This window comes from Paraburkholderia sp. UCT70, assembly GCF_050434085.1.
Taxonomy (GTDB): domain Bacteria; phylum Pseudomonadota; class Gammaproteobacteria; order Burkholderiales; family Burkholderiaceae; genus Paraburkholderia; species Paraburkholderia tuberum.
This window is the reverse complement of sequence record NZ_JBNPVZ010000004.1, coordinates 4,292,144-4,318,705: the sequence shown is the minus strand read 5'-3', so window position 1 is coordinate 4,318,705 and position 26,562 is coordinate 4,292,144. Positions and strand designations below refer to the sequence as shown.

Below are 26,562 nucleotides of genomic sequence, written 5' to 3'. Positions count from 1 at the left end.
CAGCCCACGCGGCCGCCGCGTAAAATAGTGTCTTACGGCGCAGCGGGCACTGCGGACACGCACCGTCGCGCTCCGCGCCTCCACTCCCACGCACCGGTTCCACGATGTTCAATCCCAGCCGCGACGAAGTTCGCCTCTTTTTCACCGACACCTGGCGCAAACAGCGCCAGGGCGAGATTTTGACGCCGCTCGAGGCGATCGCCGCCGACTGGATCGTCGAGCATCCCGAATATCACGCCGATCTCGCCGATGGTCCCGCCGCCCAGGCGCAGGACTATTCGCCGGAGCGCGGCCAGACCAATCCGTTCCTGCACCTGTCGATGCACCTGGCGATCTCCGAGCAGTTGTCGATCGATCAGCCGCCCGGCATTCGAGCCGCGCATGAGCGGCTCGCCGCGCGCCTCGGCTCGACGCACGAGGCGCAGCACGCGATCATGGACTGCCTCGGCGAAACCATCTGGGAAGCGCAGCGCACCGGCACGCCGCCGGACACACACGCGTATCTGCAACGCATCGAACGGCGCGCGACGCGCGACTGAGGCGACTGGAAACTCCGGCGCGGCACGACGCCAGCACGCCGAGGTACGACGCCCTCAAAGCAAAACACCCCGCCAAGGCGGGGTGTTTTGCTTTTGAAGCTTCGGCGCGAAACCGGCGCCCGACGCTTACTTTTTCTGCACGAGGTCGCCTTTCAGCGATTCGACGTAAGCGGCGATGTCCTTCATGTCGCCTAGCGACAGGCTCTGCACCTGTGCCTGCATGATCGCGTTGTTGCGGCCGAGGTGTGGATTGCCAGTACCCATCTGGTACTGACGCAGCGCCCAGAAGACATAGTCGGCGTGCTGACCGGCCAGCTTCGGATACTCCGGGCTCACCGGCTTGTTCAGGTTGGGACCGTGGCAGGCCGCGCAGTTGTGGCTGTCGGAGAGCACCTTACCGTTGCCGGCGTCGGCCGCGTGTGCTGCGGTCGCCGCGGCCAGACCGATTACCGCCGCAGCGCCGACCGCCTTGAATACCGTCTGGAGTGCCTGTTGGGGCTTGATCATGAAATCTCCTATCCCGCGAATTGGATGTGCTGGTGACCGACGCCGATCACTTGTCGGGATTGTTTTTCGAAGCGGCAGTTTGCGCTGCGTAGTACGCGGCGACATCGGCAATGTCCTGATCCGACAGCGTCACCGCGATCGCGTGCATCGTGGCGAAATGGCGGTCGCCCTTCTTGTAGGCGCGCAGCGCGTTTTCGAGGTACGCCTGATTCTGGCCACCGAGCATCGGCACGCGGAAAACCTCTGGATAAGCCGTGCGGTATTCAGGGATGCCGTGGCAGCCGATACACATCGCGACCTTGTCCTGGCCCGCCTTGGCGCTGCCTACGACATCCGCTGCCTGCGCATTGGCCGCATACCCCGCGAGCACCGACAGCGCTGCGATCACGACGTGTTTGCCGACGAATTTATTCATAGATGTAACCTGGCTTGAGGGGAAACGGGTGCCCACAAAGGCAGCGGTCCGCGCCGTTCTTCTTTTCTTGTAGGGTAGCCACGCAGGCCAAAAAAATCGGGCTCATTGTACCGCGACGCCGCGCCGAACGTCCACCAGACACGGGGGCCGCGCAACGCCCGCCGGGACGGGGCCCCACGCCACGACCGCGGCGGCTTCGCAACGACGCCACAGCGGCACCGCCGCCGCGTCACTGCGCGGCTGACACCATACGTGAGACGGTTTCAGGCCAACAGGCCTTCTGACTTATACTGGGTTTTTTCCCGCACAAGAGCATCTCGTCATGCGTTTCGAAGGCTCATCGCAGTACGTCGCCACCGACGACCTCAAGCTCGCGGTCAACGCCGCGATGACGCTCAAGCGTCCGCTGCTGATCAAGGGCGAACCAGGCACCGGCAAGACCATGCTCGCCGAGGAAGTCGCCGCCGCGCTCGGCATGCCGCTCTTGCAATGGCACATCAAGTCGACCACCAAGGCACAGCAGGGGTTGTACGAATACGACGCGGTGTCGCGTCTGCGCGATTCGCAGCTCGGCGACGAGCGCGTGAAGGACATCCGCAACTACATCGTCAAGGGCGTGCTGTGGCAGGCGTTCGAATCGGACGAGCAGAGCGTGCTGCTGATCGACGAGATCGACAAAGCCGACATCGAATTCCCGAACGACCTGCTGCGCGAACTCGACCGCATGGAGTTCTACGTGTACGAGACGCGCGAGCTGGTGCGCGCCAGACATCGCCCGCTCGTGATCATCACGTCGAACAACGAGAAGGAGTTGCCCGACGCGTTCCTGCGCCGCTGCTTCTTCCACTACATCAGGTTTCCGGATGCGACGACGATGCAGCAAATCGTCGACGTGCACTACCCCGGCATCAAGAAGGATCTGCTCGCCGCGGCGCTGCAGAGCTTCTTCGAGCTGCGCAACGTCGCGGGGCTGAAGAAGAAGCCGTCCACCTCCGAACTGCTCGACTGGCTCAAGCTGCTGCTCGCCGAAGACATTCCGCCCGAAGCACTGCGCTCGGCCGATCAGAAGCAGATCGTGCCGCCCCTGCACGGCGCGCTGCTGAAGAACGAACAGGACGTGAGCCTGTTCGAGCGGCTGCTGTTCATGAACCGCAACAACCGTTGAGCGGGCGCCGCGCCGCAGGACATCCAGCATGCTGATCGACTTTTTCTACTCGCTGCGCGCCGCCCGCCTGCCGGTCTCGGTGAAGGAATACCTGACGCTGCTCGAAGCGCTGAAGGCCAACGTGATCGCGCCGTCGCTCGACGAGTTCTACTACCTCTCGCGCATCACGCTCGTGAAGGACGAGCAGTACTTCGACAAGTTCGACCAGGCGTTCGGCGCCTTTTTCAACGGTGTCGCGGCGACCTCGGAGCTCGCGTTCGAGATTCCGCCCGACTGGCTGAAGAAGAAGCTGCAACGCGATCTGTCGCCCGAGGAAAAGGCGCAGATCGAGGCGATGGGCGGCATCGACAAGCTGATGGAGCGCCTGAAGGAACTGTTCGACGAGCAGAAAGAGCGCCACGAGGGCGGCAACAAATGGATCGGGACGGGCGGCACGTCGCCGTTCGGTCACGGCGGCTATAACCCCGAAGGCGTGCGCATCGGCGGCGACGCGGCCGGCAATCGCACGGCCGTCAAGGTATGGGAAGCGCGCGCGTATCGCGACTACGACGACCAGGTCGAAATCGGCACGCGCAACATCAAGGTCGCGCTGCGACGGTTGCGCCGGTTCGCCCGCGAAGGCGCCGCGGAAGAACTCGATTTGCCCGACACGATCCGCAGCACCGCCGCGAACGCCGGCTGGCTCGATCTGAAGATGGTGCCCGAGCGGCACAACAACGTGAAGGTGCTGATGCTGCTCGACGTCGGCGGCTCGATGGACGATCACGTGAAACGCACCGAGGAGCTGTTCTCCGCCGCGAAGGCCGAGTTCAAGCACCTCGAGTTCTACTACTTCCACAACTGCGTGTACGACTTCCTGTGGAAGCACAACCGCCGCCGCCACGCCGAGCGCACACCGACGTGGGACGTGCTGCACAAGTTCACGCCCGACTACAAGCTGATCTTCGTCGGCGACGCGACGATGAGCCCATACGAAGTGTTGCAGCCCGGCGGCTCGGTCGAGTACAACAACGCCGAGGCCGGCGCGGTGTGGTTGCGCCGTCTCGCCGACCACTTCCCGCACTTCGCGTGGCTGAACCCGGAGCCGGAAGCGCTGTGGCCGTACCGGCAGTCGGTCAGCGCGATCCGCGAAGTGCTGGGCCACCGCATGTATCCGCTGACGCTCGCGGGCCTCGAGACGGCCATGCGGGTGCTGAGCAAGTAACGCCCGCCGTTCCAGAATCCACGTCCCGACGCTTCAACTTCCACAACAAGAAAGCCTTCGCATGAGTTCGTCCCCGTCGCCCCAGCTGTCCCCCGCCGCCACGTCGCAAAGGCGCTTCAATCCGCTTGCCGATACGTCGCTGTCGACGATCGTCGCGGGCTTCGTCGCGGCGATGACCGGCTACACGAGCTCGCTCGTGCTGATGTTTCAGGCGGGCCAGGCCGCGCATCTGAGCGACGCGCAGATTTCGTCGTGGATCTGGGCGCTGTCGATCGGCATGGGCCTCTGCACGATCGGCCTGTCGCTGCGCTTTCGCGCGCCGATCGTGATCGCATGGTCGACGCCGGGCGCGGCGCTGCTGGTGTCGTCGCTGCCGCATGTCGAGTATGCGCAGGCGATCGGCGCATTCATCTTCTGCGCGGCGCTGCTGACGCTGGTCGGCGTCACCGGCTGGTTCGACGCGCTGATGAAGCGGATTCCGTCCGGCCTTGCGGCAGCGCTGCTCGCGGGCATCCTGTTCGAGATCGGCATCGAGATTTTCCGTGCCGCGCAGTACCAGACCGCGCTCGTGCTGACGATGTTCTTTACCTACCTGATCGTCAAACGGTTCGTGCCGCGTTATGCGATTCCGACCACGCTCGTGGCAGGCACCGCAGCCGCCGGCGGCCTCGGGCTGCTCGACTTCAGCCACTTTCACGTCGCGCTCGCGCACCCGGTGCTGACGATGCCGTCGTTTTCGGTGGCGGCTTGCGTGAGCATCGGCATTCCGCTGTTCGTGGTCGCGATGGCCTCGCAGAACGTGCCGGGCATCGCGGTGCTGCGCGCCGACGGCTATACGACCCCGTCCGCGCCGCTGATCGCGACGACCGGCGTCGCATCGCTGCTGCTCGCGCCGTTTGGCTCGCACGGCATCAATCTTGCGGCGATCACGGCGGCGATCTGTACCGGCCCCGAAGCGCACGAAAACCCCGCCAGGCGCTACACAGCGGCCGTATGGGGCGGCATTTTCTATCTGCTCGCGGGCGTGTTCGGCGCGACGATCGCCGCGCTGTTCGCGGCGTTCCCGAAGGAGTTGGTCGTCTCCGTCGCGGCGCTCGCGCTGTTCGGCTCGATCATGAGCGGGCTCGCCAATGCGATGCAGGATACGAGGCAGCGCGAGGCGGCGCTCGTCACGTTCATGGTTACCGCGTCGGGACTCACACTGCTGTCGATCGGCTCGGCGTTCTGGGGGCTCGTCGCCGGCGTGGTGACGCAAGTCGTGCTGAACGCGCGCCGCGTGTGAACGGATCGCCACGCCCGGCTGTCCATACGCGGTGTTCATACCGTCCTCGGCGATCCGCCATAGAATAGATGTATCCGGCAGCGTTTCCCAAGCCATCGTGGGACGCGCTGCGGCTTGACCCGCGGCCGCCGGCGCCGGCTGATTCCCCCTGCCGGCGCGGCGGCGTCCTCACTTCTCCGAACCATGGCGCACACGCGCCCTGAAGGCCCGAACATGACAACCGCACTCGACCAACTCAAGCAATACACCACCGTGGTGGCCGACACCGGCGACTTCCAGCAGCTCGCGCAGTACAAGCCGCGTGATGCGACCACCAATCCGTCGCTGATTCTGAAGGCCGTGCAGAAAGACGACTACCGGCCGCTGCTCGAAAAGACCGTGAAGGCGCATGCGTCGAAGCGGGCCGGCGCGATCATCGACCAGTTGCTGATCGCCTTCGGCACCGAAATCCTGAAGATCATCCCGGGGCGGGTGTCGACCGAAGTCGACGCGCGCCTGTCGTTCGACGTCGAAGGCTCGATCGCGAAAGGCCGCGAGCTGATCGCGCTGTACAAGGAACACGGCATCGAGCGCGACCGCGTGCTGATCAAGCTCGCGTCGACGTGGGAAGGCGTGCGCGCGGCCGAGGTGCTGCAGAAGGAAGGCATCCACTGCAACATGACGCTGCTGTTTTCGCTCGTGCAGGCCGCCGCCTCCGCGGAAGCTGGCGCGCAGCTGATCTCGCCGTTCGTCGGCCGCATCTACGACTGGTACAAGAAGAACGCCGGCAGCGCGTGGGACGAAGCGAAAGACGGCGGCGCCAACGATCCGGGCGTCAAGTCGGTGCGCCGCATCTACGCGTACTACAAGAAGTTCGGCTACAAGACCGAGGTGATGGGCGCGAGCTTTCGCACGACCTCGCAGATTCTGGAACTGGCCGGCTGCGATCTGCTGACGATCAGCCCCGACCTGCTGCAGAAACTGCATGAGAGCACCCACAAGGTCGAACGCAAGCTGTCGCCGGAGACATCGCACGACGACGCGGACATCGAGCGCGTGCCGGTCGACGAGAAGTCGTTCCGCTTCCTCCTCAACGACGAAGCGATGGCGACCGAGAAGCTCTCCGAAGGCATCCGCACGTTCGCCGCGGACGCGGTGAAGCTGGAAAAGCTGATCGACACGCTGCGCTGAGGCGCCGCAGGCGGTGGGCGTGGCTGGCTGAGTGACGCTCACGCTCGCTGCGCGGCTCCGCGCGAATGCCATCCATGACAGGCGGCGCTGGACCTCACGGTTCAGCGCCGCTCCTCGTTTACGCTGCGTCGCCACCGGCGACATCACGTCACAATCGACGCGCCGCCACCGACTACAATCGACTCCACGCCCCTCCCCGCCGCCGCTGGCGAGGAACGACGGCGCCCGCCCAACGCCTGACCATGGAGACGATCATGCACGTTCAGCCCTATGTGTTCTTCAACGGCCGTTGCCAGGAAGCGCTCGATTACTACACCGACAAGCTCGGCGCCCAGGTGACCTTCAAGATGCTGTTCAAGGAAGCGCCGCCGGACGCGCACAATCCGCCACGCCCCGAACTCGCCGACAAGATCATGCACGCGAGCGTGCAGCTGGGCTCGAGCACGTGGATGGCTTCCGACGGCAACTGCGATCCGGCGGCCGGCCCGTTCAATGGCTTCAGTCTGTCGCTGACCGTCGATGACGACGCGTCGGCGGAAAAATGCTTCAACGCGCTCGCGGATGGCGGCCAGGTCGTGATGCCGTTCCAGCAAACGTTCTGGAGCAAGGGCTTCGGAATGGTGGTGGACCGCTTCGGCATGATGTGGATGGTCACGCTGCCGCCGCAGGTTTGAGGCTTAGGGGCAGACCAGCGCTAGCACCTACCTACCACGCGTCGCCCGCTCGCGCCGCTCGATGTTCCAGTTCGGCTCGGTCTCCAGCAATAGCGCGCGCAACCGGTCTACCTGCTCCGCGAGCCGCTGACCGAGCCAGTACGGCCCTTGCCAGTCGGGCGGCAACGCGGTGGCCACGTCGCCGTGCCCCTTCGCGAGCGGCGCCGCGGCCGGAATGCCAACGCGCGACGCACGGCCAAAACGCAGCCCGCGCGCGGTGGACAACAGGATCGCCCGCACGGCGCGCACCTCGGCGCCGCAATGCGCTGCATAGGCGGTGCGCGCGGCGGCATCGGCGTTCATCAGCGGCCCCGTGGCAAGCAGTTCCAGCGAGCTGAGCACCGAGCGATGCAGCCGCTGGATCTCCTCGAGCCTCGACTGCGGCACGTCGATTTCCTTCGCGACCGACGGCATCAGCGAGCGCAGTTGCACGAGCCGCTTGTTGATCCGCAGGAAGCGCTTGATCTGCTCCTCCTCGGTGATCGTTTCGCCGTCGAGCAGCCGCGCGTAGATGCCCGCGCATTCGCGCAGATTGGCGGCGAGGCCGTCGCGCCACGAATACGTCGCGTGCAGCGGAAACGCGAACGAAAACGCCAGCGCGATGACGATACCGATCAGCACGTTCAGCGTGCGCCACAGGCCGACGTCGATCAGATTGTCGCCGTGGCCCGCGACGATGCACATCGTGATGGCGGTCAGGAGCCCGATATAGCCGGACGAGCCAATCGCGAACCACGCGCAGATCGACGCGATGATCGCCTCCAGCCCATAGGTGAGCGGCAGCGAACCGATGAAGTGCTGTTGCACGATCAGCAGGAGCCCGATCGATGCCCCGAGCAGCGTGCCGGCCGCGCGTTCGGCCGCTTTCTTGCGGATATTGCCGTGATGCTGCAAGCCGCCGATCACGACCAGCAGCGTCACCGACGACCAGATGCCGTGCGGAATATCGATGCCGGTCGTCGCGAGAATCGACACCAGCATCGCGAGGCCGACGCGCAGGCTATGCAGCACCTTGGCGTGCCGGTAGCGGTAGTACGGCGACGTGACCGCGCGCACCATCCGGCTGAGCGCCGCGCGGCGGGGAATCAAAGTGGGAGTATCGGCAGCAGCCATGGCGGCGCGCGGCGAACGCGTGAAAGGACGGTTCCGCTATCCTGCCCTGGAGTGCCCCGCAAACACAAACGCCCGCCAACTTCCGTCGGCGGGCGTTGCGTGTTTCAGAACGTGAATTGCAGCTGGAATCAGCCTTCGACGATGTCCAGGTAGTCCTCCGGACGCGTACGGTCCTCGGCGCGCTGCATGCCCACCGCGCGCACGATCAGGCTCACGACGACCGACACCACGAGGTTCACGACCAGCGACCACACCGCCGCATAGCCCGGAATCGCCATGCCGAACAGATGGATCGTGAAGATCGAGCTCGCGAGGTTCAACGAAATCGCCATCCACGTGCCGGTCGCGATACCTGCCGCCCAGCCGAGCAACAGACCCCGGTAGTCGAGCACGCGCGTGTAGAGACCCAGCACGATCGCCGGCAGCGTCTGGATGATCCAGATCCCGCCGAGCAGTTGCAACTGGATCGCGTACGTGAGCGGCAGAGCGAGAATGAACGCCACCGCGCCGACCTTGACGATCAGCGACACCAGCTTCGCGACGTTGGTCTCCTGGTCGTGCGTCATGTTGCGGTTGACGAACTCCTTGTGCACGTTGCGCGTGTACAGGTTCGCCGCCGCGATCGACATGATCGCCGCCGGCACCAGCGCGCCGATACCGATCGCCGCGAACGCGACGCCGACGAACCACGACGGGAAGAAGTGCAGGAACAGCGCCGGCACTGCGAAGTTCGGGCCGAAGGCCTTGAAGTACGGCGCGAACTCCGGCATGTCCTTCACGCCGGCCGCGAGCGCCATGAAGCCGAGCAGCGCGAGCAGGCCGAGCACCAGCGAATACGCCGGCAGCAACGCCATGTTGCGGCGGATCGTGTTGCCCGACTTCGACGACAGCACCGCGGTGATCGAGTGCGGATACAGGAACAGCGCGAGCGCCGAACCCACCGCGAGCGTCGCGTACGCGCTATAGCCGTTCAGGCTCGACACGTCCGGCGACTTCAGCAGCAGCTTGGCCGGCGGGACCGCGCCGAAGATATGGCCGAAGCCGCCCAGCTGCGGCGGAATCACGATGATCGCGGCGAAGATCGTCACGTAGATCAGGATGTCCTTGACGACCGCGATCATGGCCGGCGCGCGCAGGCCCGACGTGTACGTGTAGGCCGCGAGGATCGCGAATGCGATGATCAGCGGCAGATCGCCGACGAAGCCGGTCGTGTCGAAACCGAGCGCGCCGATCACCACTTCGATACCGACCAGTTGCAGCGCGATGTACGGCATCGTCGCGACGATGCCGGTGACCGCGACGGCGAGCGCGAGCATGCGGCTGCCGTAGCGGGCCGACACGAAGTCCGCCGAAGTCACGTAGCCGTGCCGCTTCGCGACGCTCCACAGCTTCGGGAACACGACGAACGCGAACGGATAGATCAGGATCGTGTACGGCAGCGCGAAGAAGCCCGTTGCGCCCGCACCGAACACGAGCGCCGGCACCGCGATGAACGTGTAGGCGGTGTACAGGTCGCCGCCGAGCAGGAACCACGTGACGATCGTGCCGAAGCGCCGGCCGCCGAGACCCCACTCTTCGATATGCGCGAGATCGCCGCGCCGCCAGTGGGCCGCGACGAAGCCGAGAATCGTGACGCCGATGAAAAACAGAACGAAGACGAAAGTTGCAATGGGGTTCATCGTTGCGCGCCCCCGTTCGTGCGACCCGTATAGCGGGACCTGGTCTTCGAATAGACGAACGCGGTGATGACCGCGCTGATCAGCACCCACAGCAGCTGATACCAGTAGAAGAACGGGAAATCGAACAGCTGCGGCTCGATCCGGTTGTAGGACGGCACCCAGATCATCGCGATCCACGGTAGCAGCAATAGCCAGAGCCAGTGCTTGCTGGCTTTCTTCACGTCGGCGTCGTGAGCCATGACGTCTCCTGTTTCCTATTTAGAATTTATCTGCCCGCGGTCAGCCACGGGCTCCCCGAAAGCTTCGAAAGAGTATAGGAGTGGCGAACACCCGGTCAAGCAGGGACGACCCGAGGCGCGTCGGCGTCCAACAACGCGACGGAAGCGCCAACGATGCAGGCTGGATGACGTTGCAGCGTAGACGTGAAAAAAATACCGGAAGCAAAGCGGCCATGCCGACCGATACGCCGGTACGGCCGCTTCATTCTCCGTGCGCTGATCAGAACTCAGCGCTCAGCGCTTCGCTTCAGCGAAGCGGGATGGCGTCGCTCAGATCGCAAACGATGCGCCCGTCTGCCCCGTCGATTCGCGCAGGCCCTTGATCCATTTGCGCGCCGGCAAGCCGAGCTCGGCTTCGATCAGCTTCGCGCGCGCCTCTAGCTCGGTGAACGGCACGTCGAGCGCGGGGCCCGAGAAGGCGATCGCGATACGGTTGCCGTCGTGCACTTCGGGCAGCGCGACGACGCGACCGTCGAAGGCTTCGTTCAGACGCTTCATGTTGCGCACGAAGCTCGGATGATCGCCGAACAGATTCACCGTGACGATGCCCGCGTCGGTCAGACACGCGCGTGCCGCACGGTAAAAGCCGACGCTGTCGAGTACCGGGCCGCGCGCGGTCGCGTCGTAGACGTCGATCTGCAGCGCGCCGATGGTGCCGTGGTTCGCGCTCTCGTTGACGAAGTCCCACGCGTCGCTTTCATGCACGCTCAGACGCGCGTCGTCGGGCGGCAGTTCGAACATCGTGCGCGCGGCCACGACGACCGCCGGATTCAGTTCGACGGCCTCGACCTTCGCGCTCTTCAGGAAGCGGTGCGCGAACTTGGTCAGCGACGCGGCGCCGAGCCCGAGCTGCACGATGCGCTTCGGCGTTTCGAGGAATAGCAGCCAGGCCATCATCTGCTGCGCGTATTCGAGTTCGATGTGATCGGGCTTGCGTAGACGCATCGCGCCTTGCACCCATTCCGTGCCGAAATGCAGGTAGCGCACGCCGCCCTCTTCGGAGAACGTCACCGGTGCGAAGCGCGGCTTGCGCGGCGCTTCGATTTGCGGCGCGTCGTGTGCGTCGTGCTCGACGGTGCCGCTCGCGTTGCGCGTGGATTTGGGCGCCTTTTTGTGGGCCATTTTCTGTTTACCGCCGATGGCTTGGGCGTCGCGGTTACGGAAAGCGCGCGCCTCGGCCGAAGCGCGCTTGATCAGATTCGTCATGTAGGGATGTCGCGCGACAGGCGCAATATTTTTGGTCGAACGAGAGCATAGCATTCGCCGCGACTCGCTCATTCAAATCGACCGCTCACAAACGGCTTTCAACGAACTCACAACCCGCCAACGACGAAGCCGGATTTAGTTCGGCATCCTCGAAGAACCAAAAATTTTTGCGACGGCTGGGTCGCGACCAACCTGCGCCATTACGCCACGCGCAAACGATTCACGTGGCGCTTTATCGCCGTTTTCCGTCACCAGCCGCAGCTTGCAGCGCATTTCCTCCCGGTGCGGCCCTCTCCCGCCGGTTAAAGAGTCCCCTGCCCAATGTCGTAAACGGGCATACGAGGAATGGCTGTCGACCCGTGCGATGCATCGCATCGCGTCGCACGGCCGCCATTACAAATCAGCGCTGCAGGGGAATTACTTTGAATCGTCAACAGTCCTGGACGCGCACAGCAGCGCCCGGCGAGATCATCTATTCCGAGGGCTACTCGGGTGAGGCCGTGGTCTTTCTGATCACGGAGGGCAAGGTCGAACTTTCCACTCGCTGCGACGACAAGAAGGTCGTCGTCGCGATGCTGGGCCGTGGCGAATTCTTCGGCGAGGCCGCGTTGCTCGCTGCCGAGCCACGCAGCAACACGGCGAAGGCGCTGACCTTCTGTCAACTGACCGTCGTGCCGGCCGGCATGCTCGACGACGAGATCGAGCGCGTGTCGCCGTTGCTGCGTCATATCACGCGCACGCTGATTCGTCGCGTAAAGCGCAAGGACGATCTGCTTGCGACCTACACCCACGCCGACTTTCTGCCGGGCGTACTCTCGTACGCGCACGTGCTGACGCTGATGTCGAACGGCGAACGGCGCGATGGGAACGACAGCTGGGGACGCCGGCCGCTGCAATCGCACGCCGAGGAGATCTCGGTGCCGCTCGTCGAAGTGATCAAGAAGTGTCGCGCGATTGCCGGCCATTCGCGTCCGCACGTGATGGCGATGCTCAAGCGGATGGAGAAGCTCAACCTCGTTACGATCGAGGCCGCGCAGCCCGGCCAGCTGACTAACGCGTCGAACGAATACTCGGCGTATGACGGCGCGGCCGCGCGCCAGGTCGTCACGTTCGACGCCGCGCGCATCGTCGATCGCGCGCAGCAGGTCGCGGACGGCGACCTCGATATCGCGGTGAACAGCGAACTCGAGCTGATCGAGCTGACCGATCTGGAAGCGTTGATCGGTGTCGACAAGACGCTGATTCTGAACAAGCTGTCGCACGGCGAAATCGCCGACGAAGTGTTCGCGTTCCGCAAATCGAAGGTACTGACCTATGTCGAGCAGCAAGGCGTCGCCTATTTCTCGCGACGCAATACGCACCAGAGCGGCGCGCTGAATTCGCTCGACGATCTCGCCTTCGTCGACCAGCGCACGCTGTTCGAAGCCGTCAGCGGCTTCGATACGTACGATCTCGCGAAGCTGCTCGCCAGCGTCGACGGGCAGCCAGTGGCCGAGCGCCTGCTGGCGGTGATGACCGAAGTGCGTCGCAACGAAGTGTCGTGGGTGATGCGGCGCGATATCAAGATCGATGCGATCGAAGTCGGCGACATCGAGCAACGGCTGCTCGACGCGGTGAAGACACTGAAGGCACCGGCGGCGCCGCGCGCGGCGCTGCAGGACGCCGCGCGCTAAGCGGTTTGACGGCGCGCCGTCGCTCATGCGCGCAGCGTGAGCGCGGCGCCGAGCGAGGAAAAGCATGGATCTGTTGACGTTGTTTGGTGTGCTGTTCGGTGGAGCGGCAATCGTTTTTGGCTTCGCGCTCGAAGGCGGGCATTTTCTGACGCTGTTCCAGTACGAGGCGTTCGTCATCGTGCTCGGCGGCACGTTCGGCGCGGTGATGATTCAGAACACGTGGGCGCGCTTCTTCGATGCGCTGAAGCTGCTCAGTCTCGCGTTCACGCGCGCGCGACGAGTCGACCAGAACAGCCTCTCCGACCTCCTCGAATGGGGTGACCAGGCGAAGCTCAACGGTCTGCTCGCGTTCGAATCGATGGACCTCAGCGGCATTCATCCGTTCGCCAGACGCGGGCTCGAACTGCTCGCGAACGGCGTGTCGACCGCCGTGCTCGAAGATGCGCTGCAGCGCGAACTCGATGCGTACGCGCGCAACCACATGGCGGCGGCGCGCGTGTGGCAGCAGGCGGGCGGCTACGCGCCGACGTTCGGCATCCTCGGCTCGGTGCTCGGGCTGATCCAGGTCACCAATCACATTCTCGACCCGGCGCAACTCGGCTCGGGGATCGCGACGGCGTTCGTCGCGACGCTGTATGGTCTCGCGCTCGCGAATCTGGTGTTTCTGCCGCTGTACGGCAAGCTGCAGGCGCAGGTCGACAGCGAGGTGCGGTTTCGCCGCCTCTATCTCGACGGGCTGCTCGCGATTTCACGCAAGGAGTCGCCGCATACGATCGCAACGCGCCTGACGGGCGAGGTGCGCGGGCGCGCGGCGGAGTCGCTGGCCTGAGCCTGCCATCGAGCGCGTTCTCATTGGAAACGGAACAATCACCTATGCAAACGACGGCTGGTGGCAAGCGCGCGCCAGGCGGCGCGGACGATCGCGCCGAACAGGGCGGCGAAGGCACCGAGGGCGGCCGCTGGCTGATCTCGTACGCGGACCTCATCACGACGATGATGGTGCTGTTCCTCGCGCTATATGTGTTGCAGTTGGCGAGATCGAAGCAACTCGAACTCAGGTATCAGACGCTCGAAACGAAAACATCGCAGCAGAGCGCGCCCGCGCCAGCAGGCGGCACGCAACAGGAGGCGCGCAAGCAGTTGAGCGCATGGCTCGATGCGCTGCGCGAGAAAGGGCTGATCACGGTGACCGACGTGCCGCACGGCGTCGAAATCGGCGTCAACGCGAAGATCCTGTTCAACGCCGGCGATGCGCGGCTGCTGCCCGATTCGTTCGATGTACTCAATCAGATCGCGCAGGGATTGCAAAAGGATGCGACGGGGAATGTGCTCGTCGAGGGGCATACCGACAGTGTGCCGATTTCGACCGCGAAGTATGCGTCCAACTGGGAGCTGTCGTCGGCTCGCGCGGGCGCAGTGGTCAGGTATCTGGTCGAGCGCGGGATCGAGCCGCATCGGCTGGCCGCGATCGGACGGGCGGACAATTTTCCGCTGGTCGCCGGCAATGACGCGGCGGCAAGAGCGGCCAACCGGCGGGTCGCGATCGTCGTGCAGTATTGAACGCGTTCGCCGGTAGCATTGGCCGCCCTTCCCTGCTACGAGCCGCCCGCCGGCGGCTCGTCTTCACATCACCTCACTTCACGCATCACGTCATTCGACGCGTACCGCCCCAAGCGCCTCGTTCAGCGTACGGCTCGGCCGCATCACCTCTTCGAGCTTGTTGAAGTCCGGCTTGTAATAGCCGCCGATGTCCGCCGGCGCGCCCTGCACCGACGCAAGCTCCGCCACGATCACCTGCTCGTTGGCGGTCAGCTGCGTCGCGAGCGGCGCGAACTGCGCGGCGAGCGCGGCGTCGTCCGTTTGCGCGGCCAGCTCCTGCGCCCAGTACATCGCCAGATAGAACTGGCTGCCGCGATTGTCGAGCTCGCCCGTCTTCGGGCTCGGACTGCGGTTGTTGTCGAGCAACTTGCCGGTTGCGGTGTCGAGCGTCTTCGCGAGGATCTTCGCCCGGTTGTTGCCGGTCTTGATGCCCAGTTCTTCGAGCGACGCCGCGAGCGCGAGGAACTCGCCGAGCGAGTCCCAACGCAGATGGTTCTCTTCGACTAGCTGCTTCACATGCTTCGGCGCCGAACCACCCGCGCCGGTCTCGTACATGCCGCCGCCCGCCATCAACGGCACGATCGACAGCATCTTCGCGCTCGTGCCCAGCTCCATGATCGGGAACAGGTCGGTCAGATAATCGCGCAGGATGTTGCCGGTGACCGAGATCGTATCGAGGCCGCGCACGACGCGCTCGAGCGTGTAACGCATCGCGCGCACCTGCGACATGATCTGGATGTCGAGGCCGGTGGTGTCGGAATCCTTCAGGTAGGCCTCGACCTTCTTGATCAGCTCCGCTTCGTGCGGGCGATACGGGTCGAGCCAGAACACCGCGGGCATGCCGGAATTGCGCACGCGCGTGACCGCGAGCTTGACCCAATCGCGGATCGCCGCGTCCTTCACCTCGCACATGCGCCAGATGTCGCCCTGCTCGACGTTCTGCGTGAGCAGCACCTCGCCGCTAGCCAGATCGACGATGCGCGCCTCGCCGTCTTCCGGCACTTCGAAGGTCTTGTCGTGCGAGCCGTATTCTTCCGCCTTCTGCGCCATCAGGCCGACGTTCGGCACGGTGCCCATCGTGACCGGATCGAACGCGCCGTTGGTCTTGCAGAAGTTGATAATCTCCTGGTAGATGCGCGCGAACGTGCTCTCCGGGATCACCGCCTTGGTGTCTTTCGGACGGCCGTCGGCGCCCCACATCTTGCCGCCGAGGCGAATCATCGCCGGCATCGACGCATCGACGATCACGTCGTTCGGCGCGTGCAGGTTCGAGATGCCCTTCGCCGAATCGACCATCGCCAGTTCCGGACGATGCTCGTGGCATGCGTGCAGGTCGCGGATCACCTCCTCGCGCTGCGATTCCGGCAGCGTCTCGAGCTTCTCGTACAGATTGACGAGGCCGTTGTTGACGTTCACGCCAAGTTCCTCGAACAGCTTGCCGTGCTTCGCGAACGCGTCCTTGTAGAACACTTTCACCGCGTGGCCGAAGACGATCGGATGCGAGATCTTCATCATCGTCGCCTTCACGTGCAGCGACAGCATCATGCCGGTCTTGCGCGCATCTTCCATCTGGTCTTCATAGAACTCTAGCAGCGCCTTCCTGCTCATGAACATGCTGTCGATGATCCCGCCGTCCTGCAGCGCGACCTTCGGCTTCAGCACGATCGTCTTGCCGTTCTTCGTGACGAGTTCCATCTTTACGTCGCGCGCGCGATCGAGCGTCATCGATTTTTCGCCGTGATAGAAGTCGCCGTGCCGCATGTGCGCGACGTGCGTGCGCGACGCCATGCTCCATTCGACCATGCTGTGCGGATGCTTGCGGGCGTAGTTCTTCACCGCGGCCGGCGCGCGACGGTCCGAGTTGCCCTCGCGCAGCACCGGATTCACCGCGCTGCCGAGACACTTCGAGTAGCGCTGACGGATCGCCTTCTGTTCGTCGGTCTTCGGATCTTCCGGATAGTCGGGCACCTTGTAGCCCTTCGCCTGCAGTTCCCTGATCGCGCTCGTCAGTTGCGGCACCGATGCGCTGATGTTGGGCAGCTTGATGATGTTGGTGTCGGGTAACGAGGTCAGGCGACCGAGTTCCGCGAGGTTGTCGGGCACCCGCTGCGCTTCGGTCAGAAACTCGGGGAACTCACCGAGGATGCGGCCCGCGACCGAGATGTCGCTGGTCTCGACCTCGATGCCGGCCGGCCTGGTGAAGGTCCGGATGATCGGCAGGAACGCGGCCGTCGCAAGCAGCGGCGCCTCGTCGGTGAGGGTGTAGATGATGGTCGGTTGCTGGGTCGTCATTGCTAGACTCTGGGCGGGCGGTTGAGAGGCATCTCGCACGTGATACGGGCAGGATGCGCAAACGTCGATCAGGAAAACGACAACGCCAGGACACAAACGCTGGGCGTGGCGGATGGCGACGCGGGGCCCTGGAACGCCAAAGCGGAACGATTAAGCGAACACGGCGGACTGCGTCGCGCAACGGGTCGCACGTTTGGATTCTGCCTCATTTTCGGGCTGCGAGGAGAATTCGGAATGTGAACATCGGGGAGCACGCATGGACACGGCAGAGCAAATGACGATCGCGACTGACTGGATACGCGAAGCCGACGGCATTCTGATCACGGCGGGCGCAGGCATGGGCGTCGATTCCGGGCTACCCGACCTTCGAGGCGATCACGGATTCTGGGCGGCTTATCCGGCGTTGAAGACCGGCGGAATCAATTTCCATGACATTGCCAATGGAACAGCCTTCCTGCGTGATCCGGTCCGCGCATGGGGTTTCTACGGCCATCGGCTCAACCTGTACCGGCGCACCGTCCCGCACTCGGGTTTCGAGATCTTGCGCAGCTGGGCATCGGCGAAAAGAAGCGGCGGCTTCGTATTCACCAGCAATGTGGATGGCCAGTTCCAGAAGGCCGGCTTCGCCGACGATCGCCTGTTCGAATGCCACGGATCGATCCATTTCCTGCAATGCGGACAGTCCTGCAGTACGCCTGAATACATCAGATCCCGAATTTTCATCCGTCGCCCATTCCTCTCCCTGTTGTCGCCTGCTAGCGTGGCAGTCCCGACAGCTACGGAGAAGTTCGGAATGTCGTATCAACAGGACGCGGACGGCGTGCGCGTGGTGCTCAGCGCGCCGCAACTGGCGGCGGTACTGGCAAGGCAGTCAATCACCCAGACCGAAATGCTTTCCAACCGGCTATGGGGCGGGTTGCAAATCGTCGGTGGCGTGCTGGAAATGGTCGGCGCAAGTGCGTTGTGTGTGATCCCGGAACCGACCATGCTCACCAAGGCAGGGTGTGTCGTGTTCGGCGTACATGGTTCTGATACGGCGGCGGCTGGTTTGCGTCAGGTCTGGACGGGCCAGGACACGGCCACATTGACCCAGCAGGGTACGACGAAGCTGGCCGAGGCAATGAAGGCAAGTCCTGACATGGCCAACAATATCGGCCTGTCACTTGACATGGTCGTGCCGTTCGGCTTTGCCGGGTCAATCAAGGCCGTGCGGGCTGCGCGTATCACGATGGGCGAGATCAACCTGAACATGCATGAAGCGAAGACGCTTCGCGGGGTTGACGGGCATACACTTTTGAAGCATGTGGGAAAGGATGATGCCTGGTTGCGACAAAGACTGAAAGATGAGCCACGGATAAAAGCGGCGACATCATTTAAAGACCAGAAGACTGCCGAGAAAGCCATTTCGGAAGTGATGATGGGCGAAACTACCCGCATCAGATCCTGGTCTCAGTCTGCGACGAGTGCTCCGTTGCGTTTAACAAGGCACATATCTGGGGACGTCGGTTACGGGGTTGTCAGGAAGACAGGACAATTTGCGAAAGGAAACAAGATTTTGGTGGTACTTAAGCGGGAGATATACAATGGAATGCCCTATTACGTCCTGACGGCGTTCATCGACTTATGAGACGCAGTTATGAATGAAAATCCGCTGTACCCCGAACTAAACCAGCTCTTTGGTGTGTACCTTAACGAGGATTTTTCGTACTGGGGTAACACCATCAAGGTGATCGTAGGTTGCTACAGAAGAGATAGTTCACAAGAGAGTTTAAGGAACATACTTGTTGAAATTGAAAACTTCGAGAGAGAGAACTTTAGCAATCTGGACGATGCATTCGAAGATACGTATGGCTCCCAGTTCGGCCCGGAGTTGTGGGGTTACACCACTGCTTCCTTCCTTGACGAATTGAAGCGGTTACTGAGTGAGTAGGCAATTGCTCAGGACCGGACCCGCGACGAGACACTGACGTCAGTCGCACTATCGTGCATGCCAAGCGTGCGAACATTCGCACCGGTACAATCCTCCGATATCGATGTTCCCGCAGATCTGCCAAACCAAGCCGGAGCGTGTGATGGACGGCGATACCAGCAAAGCCCAATCCGACTGGATTTCCCGTTCGGAATCCACCCACGGAGTCGAACGTATCGAAGCGTTTTTCCACGGCAACGCGTACTCCATGCATCGGCATGACACCTACGCGATCGGCCTGACCCTCGCCGGCGTTCAGTGCTTCCATTACCGACGCGGTTTGCGCACCAGCCTACCTGGACAGACGATGGTCCTGCATCCCGACGAAGTGCACGACGGTCAGGCCGGCACGAACGAGGGATTTCGTTATCAGATGATTTACGTGCAACCCGCTGCAATCCAGGAAGTCCTCGGCGGCCGCCCCCTGCCGTTCGTCGAAGGCGGCGTCACGACCGATCCGCGCCTGTTCGAAGCCACGCAGACAGCGCTGCGCCAGATGCGTGACGACGCGGAGCCGCTCGAACGTGACGAGGCGCTCGCCGGTCTCGCGCTCGCGCTGGATAACGCCTCGGGCGCGCGGCAGACGCGCAAGTCCGCGGATTTCGCGGCAGCGCAGCGAGCACGGGAATATCTGCACGCATCGTGCACGCACACCGTCACGCTCGATGAACTTGCCATTCTCAGCGGGCAGGACCGCTGGAGCCTCTCGCGCGATTTCCGAGCTTTTTACGGCACCAGCCCCTATCACTACCTGGTCATGCGCCGGCTCGAAGCCGCGCGCGCGATGATGCTGCGCGGCGTTTCCCTCGTGGACGCGGCGGCGGCAGCCGGCTTCGCCGACCAGAGCCACATGACCCGACATTTTCGCCACGCATACGGAATCCCTCCCGCACGTTGGCTCGCGATGACGAGCGATCGGCACGCCGGCTAACGCAAGCTTGCACGATCGTTCAAGACACTCGCCGGCGGCGGGACTATGCTCTGTTCCAGGTATCACCCGAATGGAGCCACCATGCACAGCGATTCCCAGCCGACACCCGAGCAACGCGGCCAATACAAGACCATCAACCTGCTCGACAAGATCAGTCAGATCGACGACCACTGGCAGCCGCGCGTCGTTGCTGAAATGAATGACTATCAGTTCAAGGTCGTAAAGATAGTCGGCGATTTCGTCTGGCATCGGCATGCCGATACCGACGAGACGTTCATCGTCCTCGCAGGCCGGTTGCGCATCGACTTCCGCGACCGCTCGATCGAACTGTTTCCCGGAGAAATGGCGGTGGTACCAAAGGGAGTCGAGCACAAGCCGTATGCCGAGTCCGAGGTGAAGCTGCTGCTCATCGAACCGCGCGGCGTCGTCAATACTGGCGATACGACCAACGAAAGAACGGCCGAAAACGACGTATGGATCTGAGAGCCGCCATGCAAACGCCGCGGCCGATCGTTCGCGAAGCCGTATTCCCCGCCGACACGCACAACCTCGTCGCCGTGATCCGCGAGTATGTCCGCTGGCTGGATATGGATCTGTCGTACCGTGGATTCGATGCAGAAATGGACGCGTTCGAACACGTTTATACGCTGCCATCCGGCATGTTCTTCGTCGCCGACGCCGACGGCGAGCTCGCCGGTTGCGCGGGGCTGCTTCGTCATACGGCAGAGACTGCGGAAATCAAACGGCTCTATGTTCGTGAAGCATTCAGAGGGTTGTCGCTTGGCGAAACGCTGGTCACATCGGTGATCGGGAAAGCGAAGACATTGGGATTCTCGACGCTGGTTCTCGACTCGGTTCCGCAAACCGGTTTTGCACAGCGCATCTACGAGCGGTTAGGGTTCGTCGAAACCGCGCCCTACTACGAGAATCCAGTCGAAGGCACACGGTTTCTTGCGCTCGATCTATGACCGCGAATGGCATCCTGTCGGTCGATCAGACGCAGGTTAGCCGTCGCCATATGTCCAGCTTTTGAGCGTATGAAACCGAGGCATGGGCGGGACTGCTCGATGGCAAACGGACAAGCCGATATTGCTCTCCGCGCTCGCCCAACGCTTTCATCCCGATTTTGGCCGCCGTCCCCCCGTTGAAGGCGATGGTAGCCAGTTTCGGCAGCGTATCGATGAGAGCAATCAGATCGTTGCTGGCATGGTCGCGAATCCGGCTATCCAGGCTTCCTGCTCGACGAGCCTCGGCAACGACATCCCACAGTCCGATATGGTGTTCGAGCAACGTCTCAAGACGCGTCGAATAGGCCAGACCAACCAGATCCCGTTCTATCGCTTCACCGACCAGTAACCAGAATTTGTTCTGCGGGTGTGCGTAGTATTGGCCGTGAGCCAACGACACCTCGCCCGGCAAGCTACCGAGGATCAAGACCCGCGTATCAGCGTCGACGACAGGCGCAAAGCAACGCTTGAACGACATCAGCGGCTCCGCTCGTCGGCGCTACGCGGCACGCTGTGCGCACGCGACGCGGTGTGATCGAGCGGACGACCGTGCTCGCGCACCCGCGCGTGCGCGATATGCGCCGCGCCGGTGCCTGACGCGGCAGCGTGCGCGCGAGCGGCCGCGTCCAACGCACGCAACTGCTCCCACAGTGCCGGCAACATGCATTCGGTCACCATCAAAGGCGCGCCATGCCGCTCGAACACCGAGCGACGCGCCACCAGCGCATGCGGCGCATGCCGATCGCCGCCGTCGATTTCATGCGCGGCCAACCGATACAACGGATGCCGCTGCCCCACCCTGCGGCTCACCAGCGACGAACGCGCGACGCTGCTATCGCTATACAGCAACTCCGCGAGCGGCCGGGTGCGCAGCCGGCGCGTCGCCTGCCAGATGCCGACGCTCGCGGCACGCGGCGTCACGCTATGCGCGGCGACGAACGGCACGCCATCGACCGACAGCACCACTTCGCGCACCCACACCGGCGCGCGCGGCGCGAGTCCGAGCGCGGCGGCTTCGTCGGGCCACGGCAGCGCGACGGCTTCGCGTGTCACGCGCACCGCGACCGCGCCGAGCGCGCGCAGGTGCGCGGTCAGTGAACCGCCGCGGGTCAGCCAGTCTTTCTGGGCGGCGCTGAAAGTGGCCAAAGGCGCGACGCGCCAGTGCGCGTCGGCGGGATCGAAACGGATAGGCATGGTGTCGGATTATAGCGGCGTGCTCCGACGGTAATTTTTCGCGGCAACGACCGCGGCGATCGTGCGCGCTCCTTCAGCCAGGGGAGCCGACGCAAACCAGAAGGCAAAAAAAATGCGCTGCCGAAGCAGCGCATTTCTCAACTACCGGGCGTCAATCCAGCAACGACATCAACGCTTTCGGCTCACGCTCAACCCGCGCGCGACAGCAGCAACGCATTGGTCCGCTTCACGAAGCTCGCCGGATCTTCCAGCGCGCCGCCTTCGGCGAGCAGTGCCTGATCGAACAGCAGATGGCACCAGTCATCGAAATTCGCGCTATCGGCATGCAGACCCTTCACGAGGGCGTGCTCCGGATTCACTTCGAGAATTGGATGGAACTCAGGCGCCTGCTGGCCCGCGGCCTTCAGCATGCGCTGCAGGTAGCCGCTCATTTCGCCGTCGTCGGCAACGAGGCACGACGGCGAGTCGGTCAGGCGGAACGTCAGACGCACGTCCTTCGCCTTGTCCTTCAACGCTTCCTTCATCTTCTCGACGAGCGGCTTGAACGCTTCGCCGATCTTCTCCTGCGCCTCTTTTTCCTCGTCGTTCAGCGCGCCGAGATCGAGGTCGCCGCGCGCGACGCTTTGCAGCGGCTTGCCGTCGAATTCGTTGAGGAACGACAGCATCCATTCATCGACGCGATCGGTCAGCAACAGCACTTCGACGCCCTTCTTGCGGAACACTTCGAGATGCGGGCTGTTCGACGCGGCCTGCCACGTGTCGGCGGTCACGTAGTAGATCTTCGTCTGTTCGGGCTTCATGCGAGCGACGTAGTCGGCCAGCGACACGGTCTGCTCGGCCGTGCCCGTATGCGTCGTCGCAAAGCGCACGAGCTTCGCGATGCGCTCGCGATTGCCGAAATCCTCGCCGATGCCTTCCTTCAGCACCTGGCCGAATTCCTTCCAGAAGCCCGCGTACTTTTCCTTGTCGGCGTCGTTATCCGCGTTGGCCAGTTCTTCGAGCATCGACAGCGCGCGCTTCGTCACACCTTCGCGGATCGCCTTCACGTCGCGGCTTTCCTGCAGGATTTCGCGCGACACGTTGAGCGGCAGATCGGCCGAATCGACCACACCCTTCACGAAGCGCAGATACGTGGGCAGCAGTTGCTCGGCGTCGTCCATGATGAACACGCGCTTCACGTACAGCTTCAGGCCGCCGCGCTGCTCGCGGTTCCACAGATCGAACGGCGCATGCGCCGGCACGTACAGCAGCTGCGTGTATTCGCTGCGGCCTTCGACGCGGTTATGCGTCCATGTCAGCGGATCCTGATGATCATGCGAGACGTGCTGGTAGAACTGCTTGTACTGATCGTCGGTGATGTCGTTCTTCGAACGGGTCCACAGCGCGCTCGCCTGGTTGACGGTCTCGTCCTCGTCCTTCGTGACCATCTCACTCTTTTCCGCGTCCCACTCTTCCTTGCGCATCAAGATCGGCAGCGCGACGTGGTCCGAGTACTTCTGGATGATCGACTTCAGCCGATACGACGACAACAGTTCGTCCTCATCGGCACGCAGATGCAGCGTGATGGTCGTGCCGCGCGCGGCGCGCTCGATCGTCTCGACCGCGAAATCGCCTTCGCCCGCGCTTTCCCACCGCACGCCTTCCGCGGCCGGCAAACCGGCGCGGCGCGTCTCGACGGTGATCTTGTCCGCGACAATGAAGCCCGAGTAGAAGCCCACGCCAAACTGGCCGATCAGCGCCGCGTCCTTCTGCTGGTCGCCCGACAGCTTGCCGAAGAATTCCTTGGTGCCCGAACGCGCGATCGTGCCGAGGTGCGCGATCGTCTCGTCGCGGCTCATGCCGATGCCGTTGTCGTCGATCGTGACGGTGCGCGCGGCCTTGTCGAACGACACGCGAATCCGCAGATTCGTTTCGTTCTCGTACAGCGCGCTGTTTTCGATCGCCTCGAAGCGCAGCTTGTCGGCCGCGTCGGACGCGTTCGAAATCAGCTCGCGCAGAAAGATTTCCTTGTTGCTGTACAGCGAATGGATCATCAGTTGCAGAAGTTGCTTCACTTCTGCCTGAAAGCTCATGGTTTCTTGTGCCATGGTCGGACTTCCTCTCGGTTGCGAATGGGGGATGAGCGGCGGCCGAAGCGGATTCCAACCGCGGTTCGGGCCCGCCGTGCCGGATCGTCCGCGCAAATGGGGACGCTCCGGCGCGGTTTCAAGAGGGGCGGCGCGCGACGCCGTCGAGATAACGGCTTAGGAACGCCGGTAATTCAGGATCGCCGCAATTGGCGATGTTGAAGCGCATCCACGTGCTCGGCGACTGCTGCGGCGAAAACAGCCCGCCCGGCGTCAGCAGATAGCCGGCTTCGTGCCCGGCCGCGGCGAGCGCGCCTGCATCGACGCCGGTGTCGGCCCACAGGAACATCCCGGCCGCCGGCGTCAGAAACAGCTTCATGCCGGTCTTCTCGATCATCCGCACGGCCTTCTCGCGCACGCCGTCGAGCCGTGCGCGAATGCGCTCGACGTGCCGCCGGTAGTGGCCCTCGGTCAGGATCTTGTAGATCACGCGCTCGTTCAACTCCGGGCTCGTCATGCCGACCAGCATCTTCTGATTGGCGACCACCATCGCGACCTCTGCCGCGCATGCGATGAAACCGACGCGCAGATTCGGCGCAAGCGTCTTCGAGAAACTGCCGAGGTAGATCACGCGCTTTAGCTGATCGAGGCTCGCGAGCCGCGTACCCGCGTAGCTGGGCGGGCACAGGTCGCCGTAGATGTCGTCCTCCACGACGATGAAGTCGTACGCCTCGGCAAGCCGCAGGATGCGGAACGCCTGCGCGGCGCTCAGCGAGGTGCCGGTCGGGTTCTGCAGCACCGAGTTGATCACCAGCATTTTGGGGCGCCATTCCTGGACCAGCGCTTCGAGCGCGTCGAGATCGGGGCCGTCCGGCGTGTACGGCATGCCGACGAGCCGCGCGCCCTGCGACGCGAAGCAGCCGAACATCTGGAACCACGCCGGATCGCCGACGATCACCGCATCGCCCGGCTTCACGTAGATGCGCGAAATGAGGTCGATCGCCTGGGTGATGCCCGACACCATCACAATCTGCTCAGGCGACGCGCCGATCTCCAACTCCTCGAGCCGCGTCTGCAACTGCTGACGCAGCGGCAGGAAACCTTGCGCGGTGCCGATGCCGAGCATCTGCATGCCGCTTTGCCGGCCGAGCGTGCGCAGCGCGTTGGTGATCAGGTCGCCGTCGAGCCAGCGGGCCGGCAGATAGCCGAGGCCCGGGCTGCGCTCGGGCCGCGCGCCGGTGTGCAGCATGTTGCGCAGCAGCCAGACGACGTCGATATTGGCCGGCGCGGGCAGCGTCTCGGCGCGCGGGTGCAGCTCGGTGACGCTCGCCGCGCCGCCCTGGCGCTCACGCACGTAGAAGCCGGAGCCGCGCCGCGACTCCAGAAAACCCTGCGCAACGAGTCGCTCGTACGCTTCGACCACCGTGAAGCGCGACACGCCCTTGTCGAGCGCGAGCTTGCGGATCGACGGCATGCGCATGCCGGGGCGGAACACGCGCTCCTCGATGCGGCGCCGCGCCCACTGGACCAGCTGTTCGACCAGCGTCAACGACGCGGTGTCGTGCGGGGCAGGAATCTGGGTAAGCGGGACGGACATGACGGACTCCAACTGTACCGAACAGTATCGCGCCGATTGTACCGTTACTGTGCAGGTCACGGTCGTTACATTTGAATCCAGCGAGGCTGGTGACACCATGCAAATCTATCCGCATGGGCCGCCGATCCGGCAAACGGTTATGCTTACGGCCCCGGTAGCGCAGCCTTCAAGCGTGGCGCGCAACTGGCCCTTGCGAAGAACAGCGTTTTCCGTCGATCCGCCATGACCACCCTGACAGCCCAATCGCTCAGCCTCGATCACCTCGTCGTCTCCGCGCGCACACTGGACGAAGGCGTCCAGTACGTCGCCGATACGCTCGGCGTCGCGCCGGCCGGCGGTGGCGCGCATCCGCTGATGCGGACCCACAATCGCCTGCTCGGCCTGTGGGGCGGCGTCTACCTGGAAGTGATCGCCATCGATCCGCACGCCGCGGCCGACGCAACCGATGGCACCGCGCCGCGCCCGCGCCTGTTCGCGCTCGACGACCCGGCGACGCAGGCGCGACTGGAAAACGGGCCGTATCTGTCGCACTGGGTCGCGCGCGTCGAGCGGCCGAAGCATCTGGCGACGTGGCAAGCGCAGTATCCGCAGCGCATCGCGCCGGTCGTGCCGATGACGCGCGGCGATTTCACGTGGGGCCTGACGGTGCCCGACGACGGGTCGTTCCCGGCGTGGCAAGGCGCCGGCGACGGCGTGCTGCCCTCGCTGATCCAGTGGGACTCGATGCGGCATCCGTCGCAGTCGCTGGCGCCGACCGACCTCGCGCTGAAAGCGTTGAAAGCCGTGCATCCGCGGCCAGAGCTGATTGGCGAGCAACTGCGCTGGCTCGGCGCCGCGCATCTGCTCGACGTACAGCCGACCGACGGCGCGGCGGCGCTCGTCGCCGAATTCGAAACACCCGAGGGTTCTCGAACCCTCGGATAAACAGCGCGTGATTGGGCAACCCCCGTGACAACCCCGGTG

Annotated in this window: 26 protein-coding genes and 1 pseudogene; 16 read left to right on the top strand and 11 right to left on the bottom strand. The window is 63.7% G+C overall.

Translation table 11 applies throughout. From position 1 onward, the window contains the following. Nucleotides 1–104 precede the first annotated feature (104 nt). Nucleotides 105–539, top strand: a complete 435-nt coding sequence (locus OKW41_RS45685; protein WP_429576450.1) for a DUF1841 family protein — start codon at nt 105–107, stop codon at nt 537–539. 126 nt (nt 540–665) lie between these two features. Here the strand turns inward: OKW41_RS45685 and OKW41_RS45680 are convergent, their stop codons facing one another. Together OKW41_RS45680 and OKW41_RS45675 are read right to left on the bottom strand one after the other, a co-directional pair. Further along, on the bottom strand, nt 666–1,046 hold the full coding sequence (locus OKW41_RS45680) for a c-type cytochrome (RefSeq protein WP_429576449.1): 381 nt from the start codon (nt 1,044–1,046) through the stop codon (nt 666–668). 46 nt (nt 1,047–1,092) lie between these two features. After that, nucleotides 1,093–1,461 carry a c-type cytochrome gene (locus OKW41_RS45675; RefSeq protein ID WP_429452366.1) on the bottom strand — a complete coding sequence of 123 codons (369 nt, stop codon included), beginning with the start codon at nt 1,459–1,461 and terminating at the stop codon, nt 1,093–1,095. Nucleotides 1,462–1,783: 322 nt separating this feature from the next. On the opposite strand from OKW41_RS45675, the gene OKW41_RS45670 reads away from it, so the two are divergent. The 5 genes from OKW41_RS45670 to OKW41_RS45650 all read left to right on the top strand — a co-directional run bounded on the left by OKW41_RS45670 (nt 1,784) and on the right by OKW41_RS45650 (nt 6,956). Beyond that, entirely contained in the window at nt 1,784–2,626 is an 843-nt protein-coding gene (locus OKW41_RS45670) for an AAA family ATPase (protein ID WP_090803635.1), read from the top strand. A 28-nt stretch (nt 2,627–2,654) separates the two neighbouring features. After that, entirely contained in the window at nt 2,655–3,830 is a 1,176-nt protein-coding gene (locus OKW41_RS45665) for a vWA domain-containing protein (protein ID WP_018419886.1), read from the top strand. A gap of 61 nt (nt 3,831–3,891) precedes the next feature. Further along, the gene (locus OKW41_RS45660; RefSeq protein ID WP_429452368.1) at nt 3,892–5,112 is read left to right on the top strand and encodes a benzoate/H(+) symporter BenE family transporter; all 1,221 of its coding nucleotides are present in this window, start codon (nt 3,892–3,894) and stop codon (nt 5,110–5,112) included. Nucleotides 5,113–5,325: 213 nt separating this feature from the next. Then, nucleotides 5,326–6,282: a transaldolase gene (gene tal / locus OKW41_RS45655; RefSeq protein ID WP_429576448.1), complete on the top strand. Its 957-nt coding sequence runs from the start codon at nt 5,326–5,328 to the stop codon at nt 6,280–6,282. Nucleotides 6,283–6,536: 254 nt separating this feature from the next. Continuing rightward, complete coding sequence (locus OKW41_RS45650; RefSeq protein WP_429452372.1) at nt 6,537–6,956, top strand: VOC family protein; 420 nt, start codon at nt 6,537–6,539, stop codon at nt 6,954–6,956. Nucleotides 6,957–6,983: 27 nt separating this feature from the next. Here the strand turns inward: OKW41_RS45650 and OKW41_RS45645 are convergent, their stop codons facing one another. From OKW41_RS45645 to OKW41_RS45630, 4 genes are all read right to left on the bottom strand, one after another. Further along, nucleotides 6,984–8,108, bottom strand: a complete 1,125-nt coding sequence (locus tag OKW41_RS45645) for an FUSC family protein (protein WP_429576447.1) — start codon at nt 8,106–8,108, stop codon at nt 6,984–6,986. 128 nt (nt 8,109–8,236) lie between these two features. Further along, a complete protein-coding gene (gene mctP / locus OKW41_RS45640) occupies nt 8,237–9,787 on the bottom strand; it encodes a monocarboxylate uptake permease MctP (protein WP_429576446.1) in 1,551 nt (516 codons plus the stop codon). Continuing rightward, nucleotides 9,784–10,026, bottom strand: coding sequence for a DUF3311 domain-containing protein (locus OKW41_RS45635; RefSeq protein ID WP_184059463.1), 243 nt, complete (start codon nt 10,024–10,026; stop codon nt 9,784–9,786). Before OKW41_RS45635 ends, mctP begins: the two co-directional genes overlap by 4 nt. A gap of 309 nt (nt 10,027–10,335) precedes the next feature. Then, nucleotides 10,336–11,271 (bottom strand): spermidine synthase, encoded by a 936-nt coding sequence (locus OKW41_RS45630; protein ID WP_429576445.1) that lies wholly within the window; start codon nt 11,269–11,271, stop codon nt 10,336–10,338. Nucleotides 11,272–11,693: 422 nt separating this feature from the next. Here OKW41_RS45630 and OKW41_RS45625 point away from each other — a divergent pair, with 422 nt between their 5' ends. From OKW41_RS45625 to OKW41_RS45615, 3 genes are all read left to right on the top strand, one after another. Then, nucleotides 11,694–12,944 carry a Crp/Fnr family transcriptional regulator gene (locus OKW41_RS45625; RefSeq protein ID WP_429576444.1) on the top strand — a complete coding sequence of 417 codons (1,251 nt, stop codon included), beginning with the start codon at nt 11,694–11,696 and terminating at the stop codon, nt 12,942–12,944. A 64-nt stretch (nt 12,945–13,008) separates the two neighbouring features. After that, entirely contained in the window at nt 13,009–13,773 is a 765-nt protein-coding gene (locus OKW41_RS45620) for a flagellar motor protein (protein WP_429576443.1), read from the top strand. A gap of 44 nt (nt 13,774–13,817) precedes the next feature. Beyond that, on the top strand, nt 13,818–14,504 hold the full coding sequence (locus tag OKW41_RS45615) for an OmpA family protein (RefSeq protein WP_429452385.1): 687 nt from the start codon (nt 13,818–13,820) through the stop codon (nt 14,502–14,504). A 90-nt stretch (nt 14,505–14,594) separates the two neighbouring features. On the opposite strand, the gene OKW41_RS45610 is transcribed toward OKW41_RS45615, so the two are convergent. Continuing rightward, on the bottom strand, nt 14,595–16,835 hold the full coding sequence (locus OKW41_RS45610; RefSeq protein WP_429576442.1) for an NADP-dependent isocitrate dehydrogenase: 2,241 nt from the start codon (nt 16,833–16,835) through the stop codon (nt 14,595–14,597). 256 nt (nt 16,836–17,091) lie between these two features. Between OKW41_RS45610 and OKW41_RS45605 the strand changes: the two are divergent. The 6 genes and pseudogenes from OKW41_RS45605 to OKW41_RS45580 form a co-directional block, all read left to right on the top strand. After that, nucleotides 17,092–17,511 (top strand): annotated as a pseudogene (locus OKW41_RS45605) (SIR2 family NAD-dependent protein deacylase); the annotation flags it as partial. Nucleotides 17,512–17,628: 117 nt separating this feature from the next. Further along, on the top strand, nt 17,629–18,462 hold the full coding sequence (locus OKW41_RS45600; RefSeq protein ID WP_429576568.1) for an RNase A-like domain-containing protein: 834 nt from the start codon (nt 17,629–17,631) through the stop codon (nt 18,460–18,462). A gap of 9 nt (nt 18,463–18,471) precedes the next feature. Further along, entirely contained in the window at nt 18,472–18,765 is a 294-nt protein-coding gene (locus OKW41_RS45595) for a contact-dependent growth inhibition system immunity protein (protein WP_429452389.1), read from the top strand. A 142-nt stretch (nt 18,766–18,907) separates the two neighbouring features. Next, complete coding sequence (locus OKW41_RS45590; protein ID WP_429576441.1) at nt 18,908–19,735, top strand: AraC family transcriptional regulator; 828 nt, start codon at nt 18,908–18,910, stop codon at nt 19,733–19,735. A gap of 81 nt (nt 19,736–19,816) precedes the next feature. Further along, on the top strand, nt 19,817–20,218 hold the full coding sequence (locus OKW41_RS45585) for a cupin domain-containing protein (RefSeq protein WP_429335979.1): 402 nt from the start codon (nt 19,817–19,819) through the stop codon (nt 20,216–20,218). After that, nucleotides 20,209–20,703 carry a GNAT family N-acetyltransferase gene (locus OKW41_RS45580; RefSeq protein ID WP_429576440.1) on the top strand — a complete coding sequence of 165 codons (495 nt, stop codon included), beginning with the start codon at nt 20,209–20,211 and terminating at the stop codon, nt 20,701–20,703. Before OKW41_RS45585 ends, OKW41_RS45580 begins: the two co-directional genes overlap by 10 nt. A gap of 25 nt (nt 20,704–20,728) precedes the next feature. Here OKW41_RS45580 and OKW41_RS45575 read toward each other — a convergent pair whose 3' ends face one another. The 4 genes from OKW41_RS45575 to OKW41_RS45560 form a co-directional block, all read right to left on the bottom strand. Then, nucleotides 20,729–21,220: a DNA-deoxyinosine glycosylase gene (locus OKW41_RS45575; RefSeq protein ID WP_429452394.1), complete on the bottom strand. Its 492-nt coding sequence runs from the start codon at nt 21,218–21,220 to the stop codon at nt 20,729–20,731. Next, on the bottom strand, nt 21,220–21,936 hold the full coding sequence (locus tag OKW41_RS45570) for a chorismate--pyruvate lyase family protein (RefSeq protein WP_429452396.1): 717 nt from the start codon (nt 21,934–21,936) through the stop codon (nt 21,220–21,222). Before OKW41_RS45570 ends, OKW41_RS45575 begins: the two co-directional genes overlap by 1 nt. A 188-nt stretch (nt 21,937–22,124) precedes the next feature. Then, nucleotides 22,125–24,023, bottom strand: coding sequence for a molecular chaperone HtpG (gene htpG, locus OKW41_RS45565; RefSeq protein WP_429576439.1), 1,899 nt, complete (start codon nt 24,021–24,023; stop codon nt 22,125–22,127). Between the two features lie 118 nt (nt 24,024–24,141). Beyond that, entirely contained in the window at nt 24,142–25,599 is a 1,458-nt protein-coding gene (locus OKW41_RS45560; RefSeq protein ID WP_429576438.1) for a PLP-dependent aminotransferase family protein, read from the bottom strand. A 231-nt stretch (nt 25,600–25,830) separates the two neighbouring features. Here OKW41_RS45560 and OKW41_RS45555 point away from each other — a divergent pair, with 231 nt between their 5' ends. Then, entirely contained in the window at nt 25,831–26,523 is a 693-nt protein-coding gene (locus OKW41_RS45555) for a VOC family protein (RefSeq protein ID WP_429454561.1), read from the top strand. Nucleotides 26,524–26,562 lie beyond the last annotated feature (39 nt).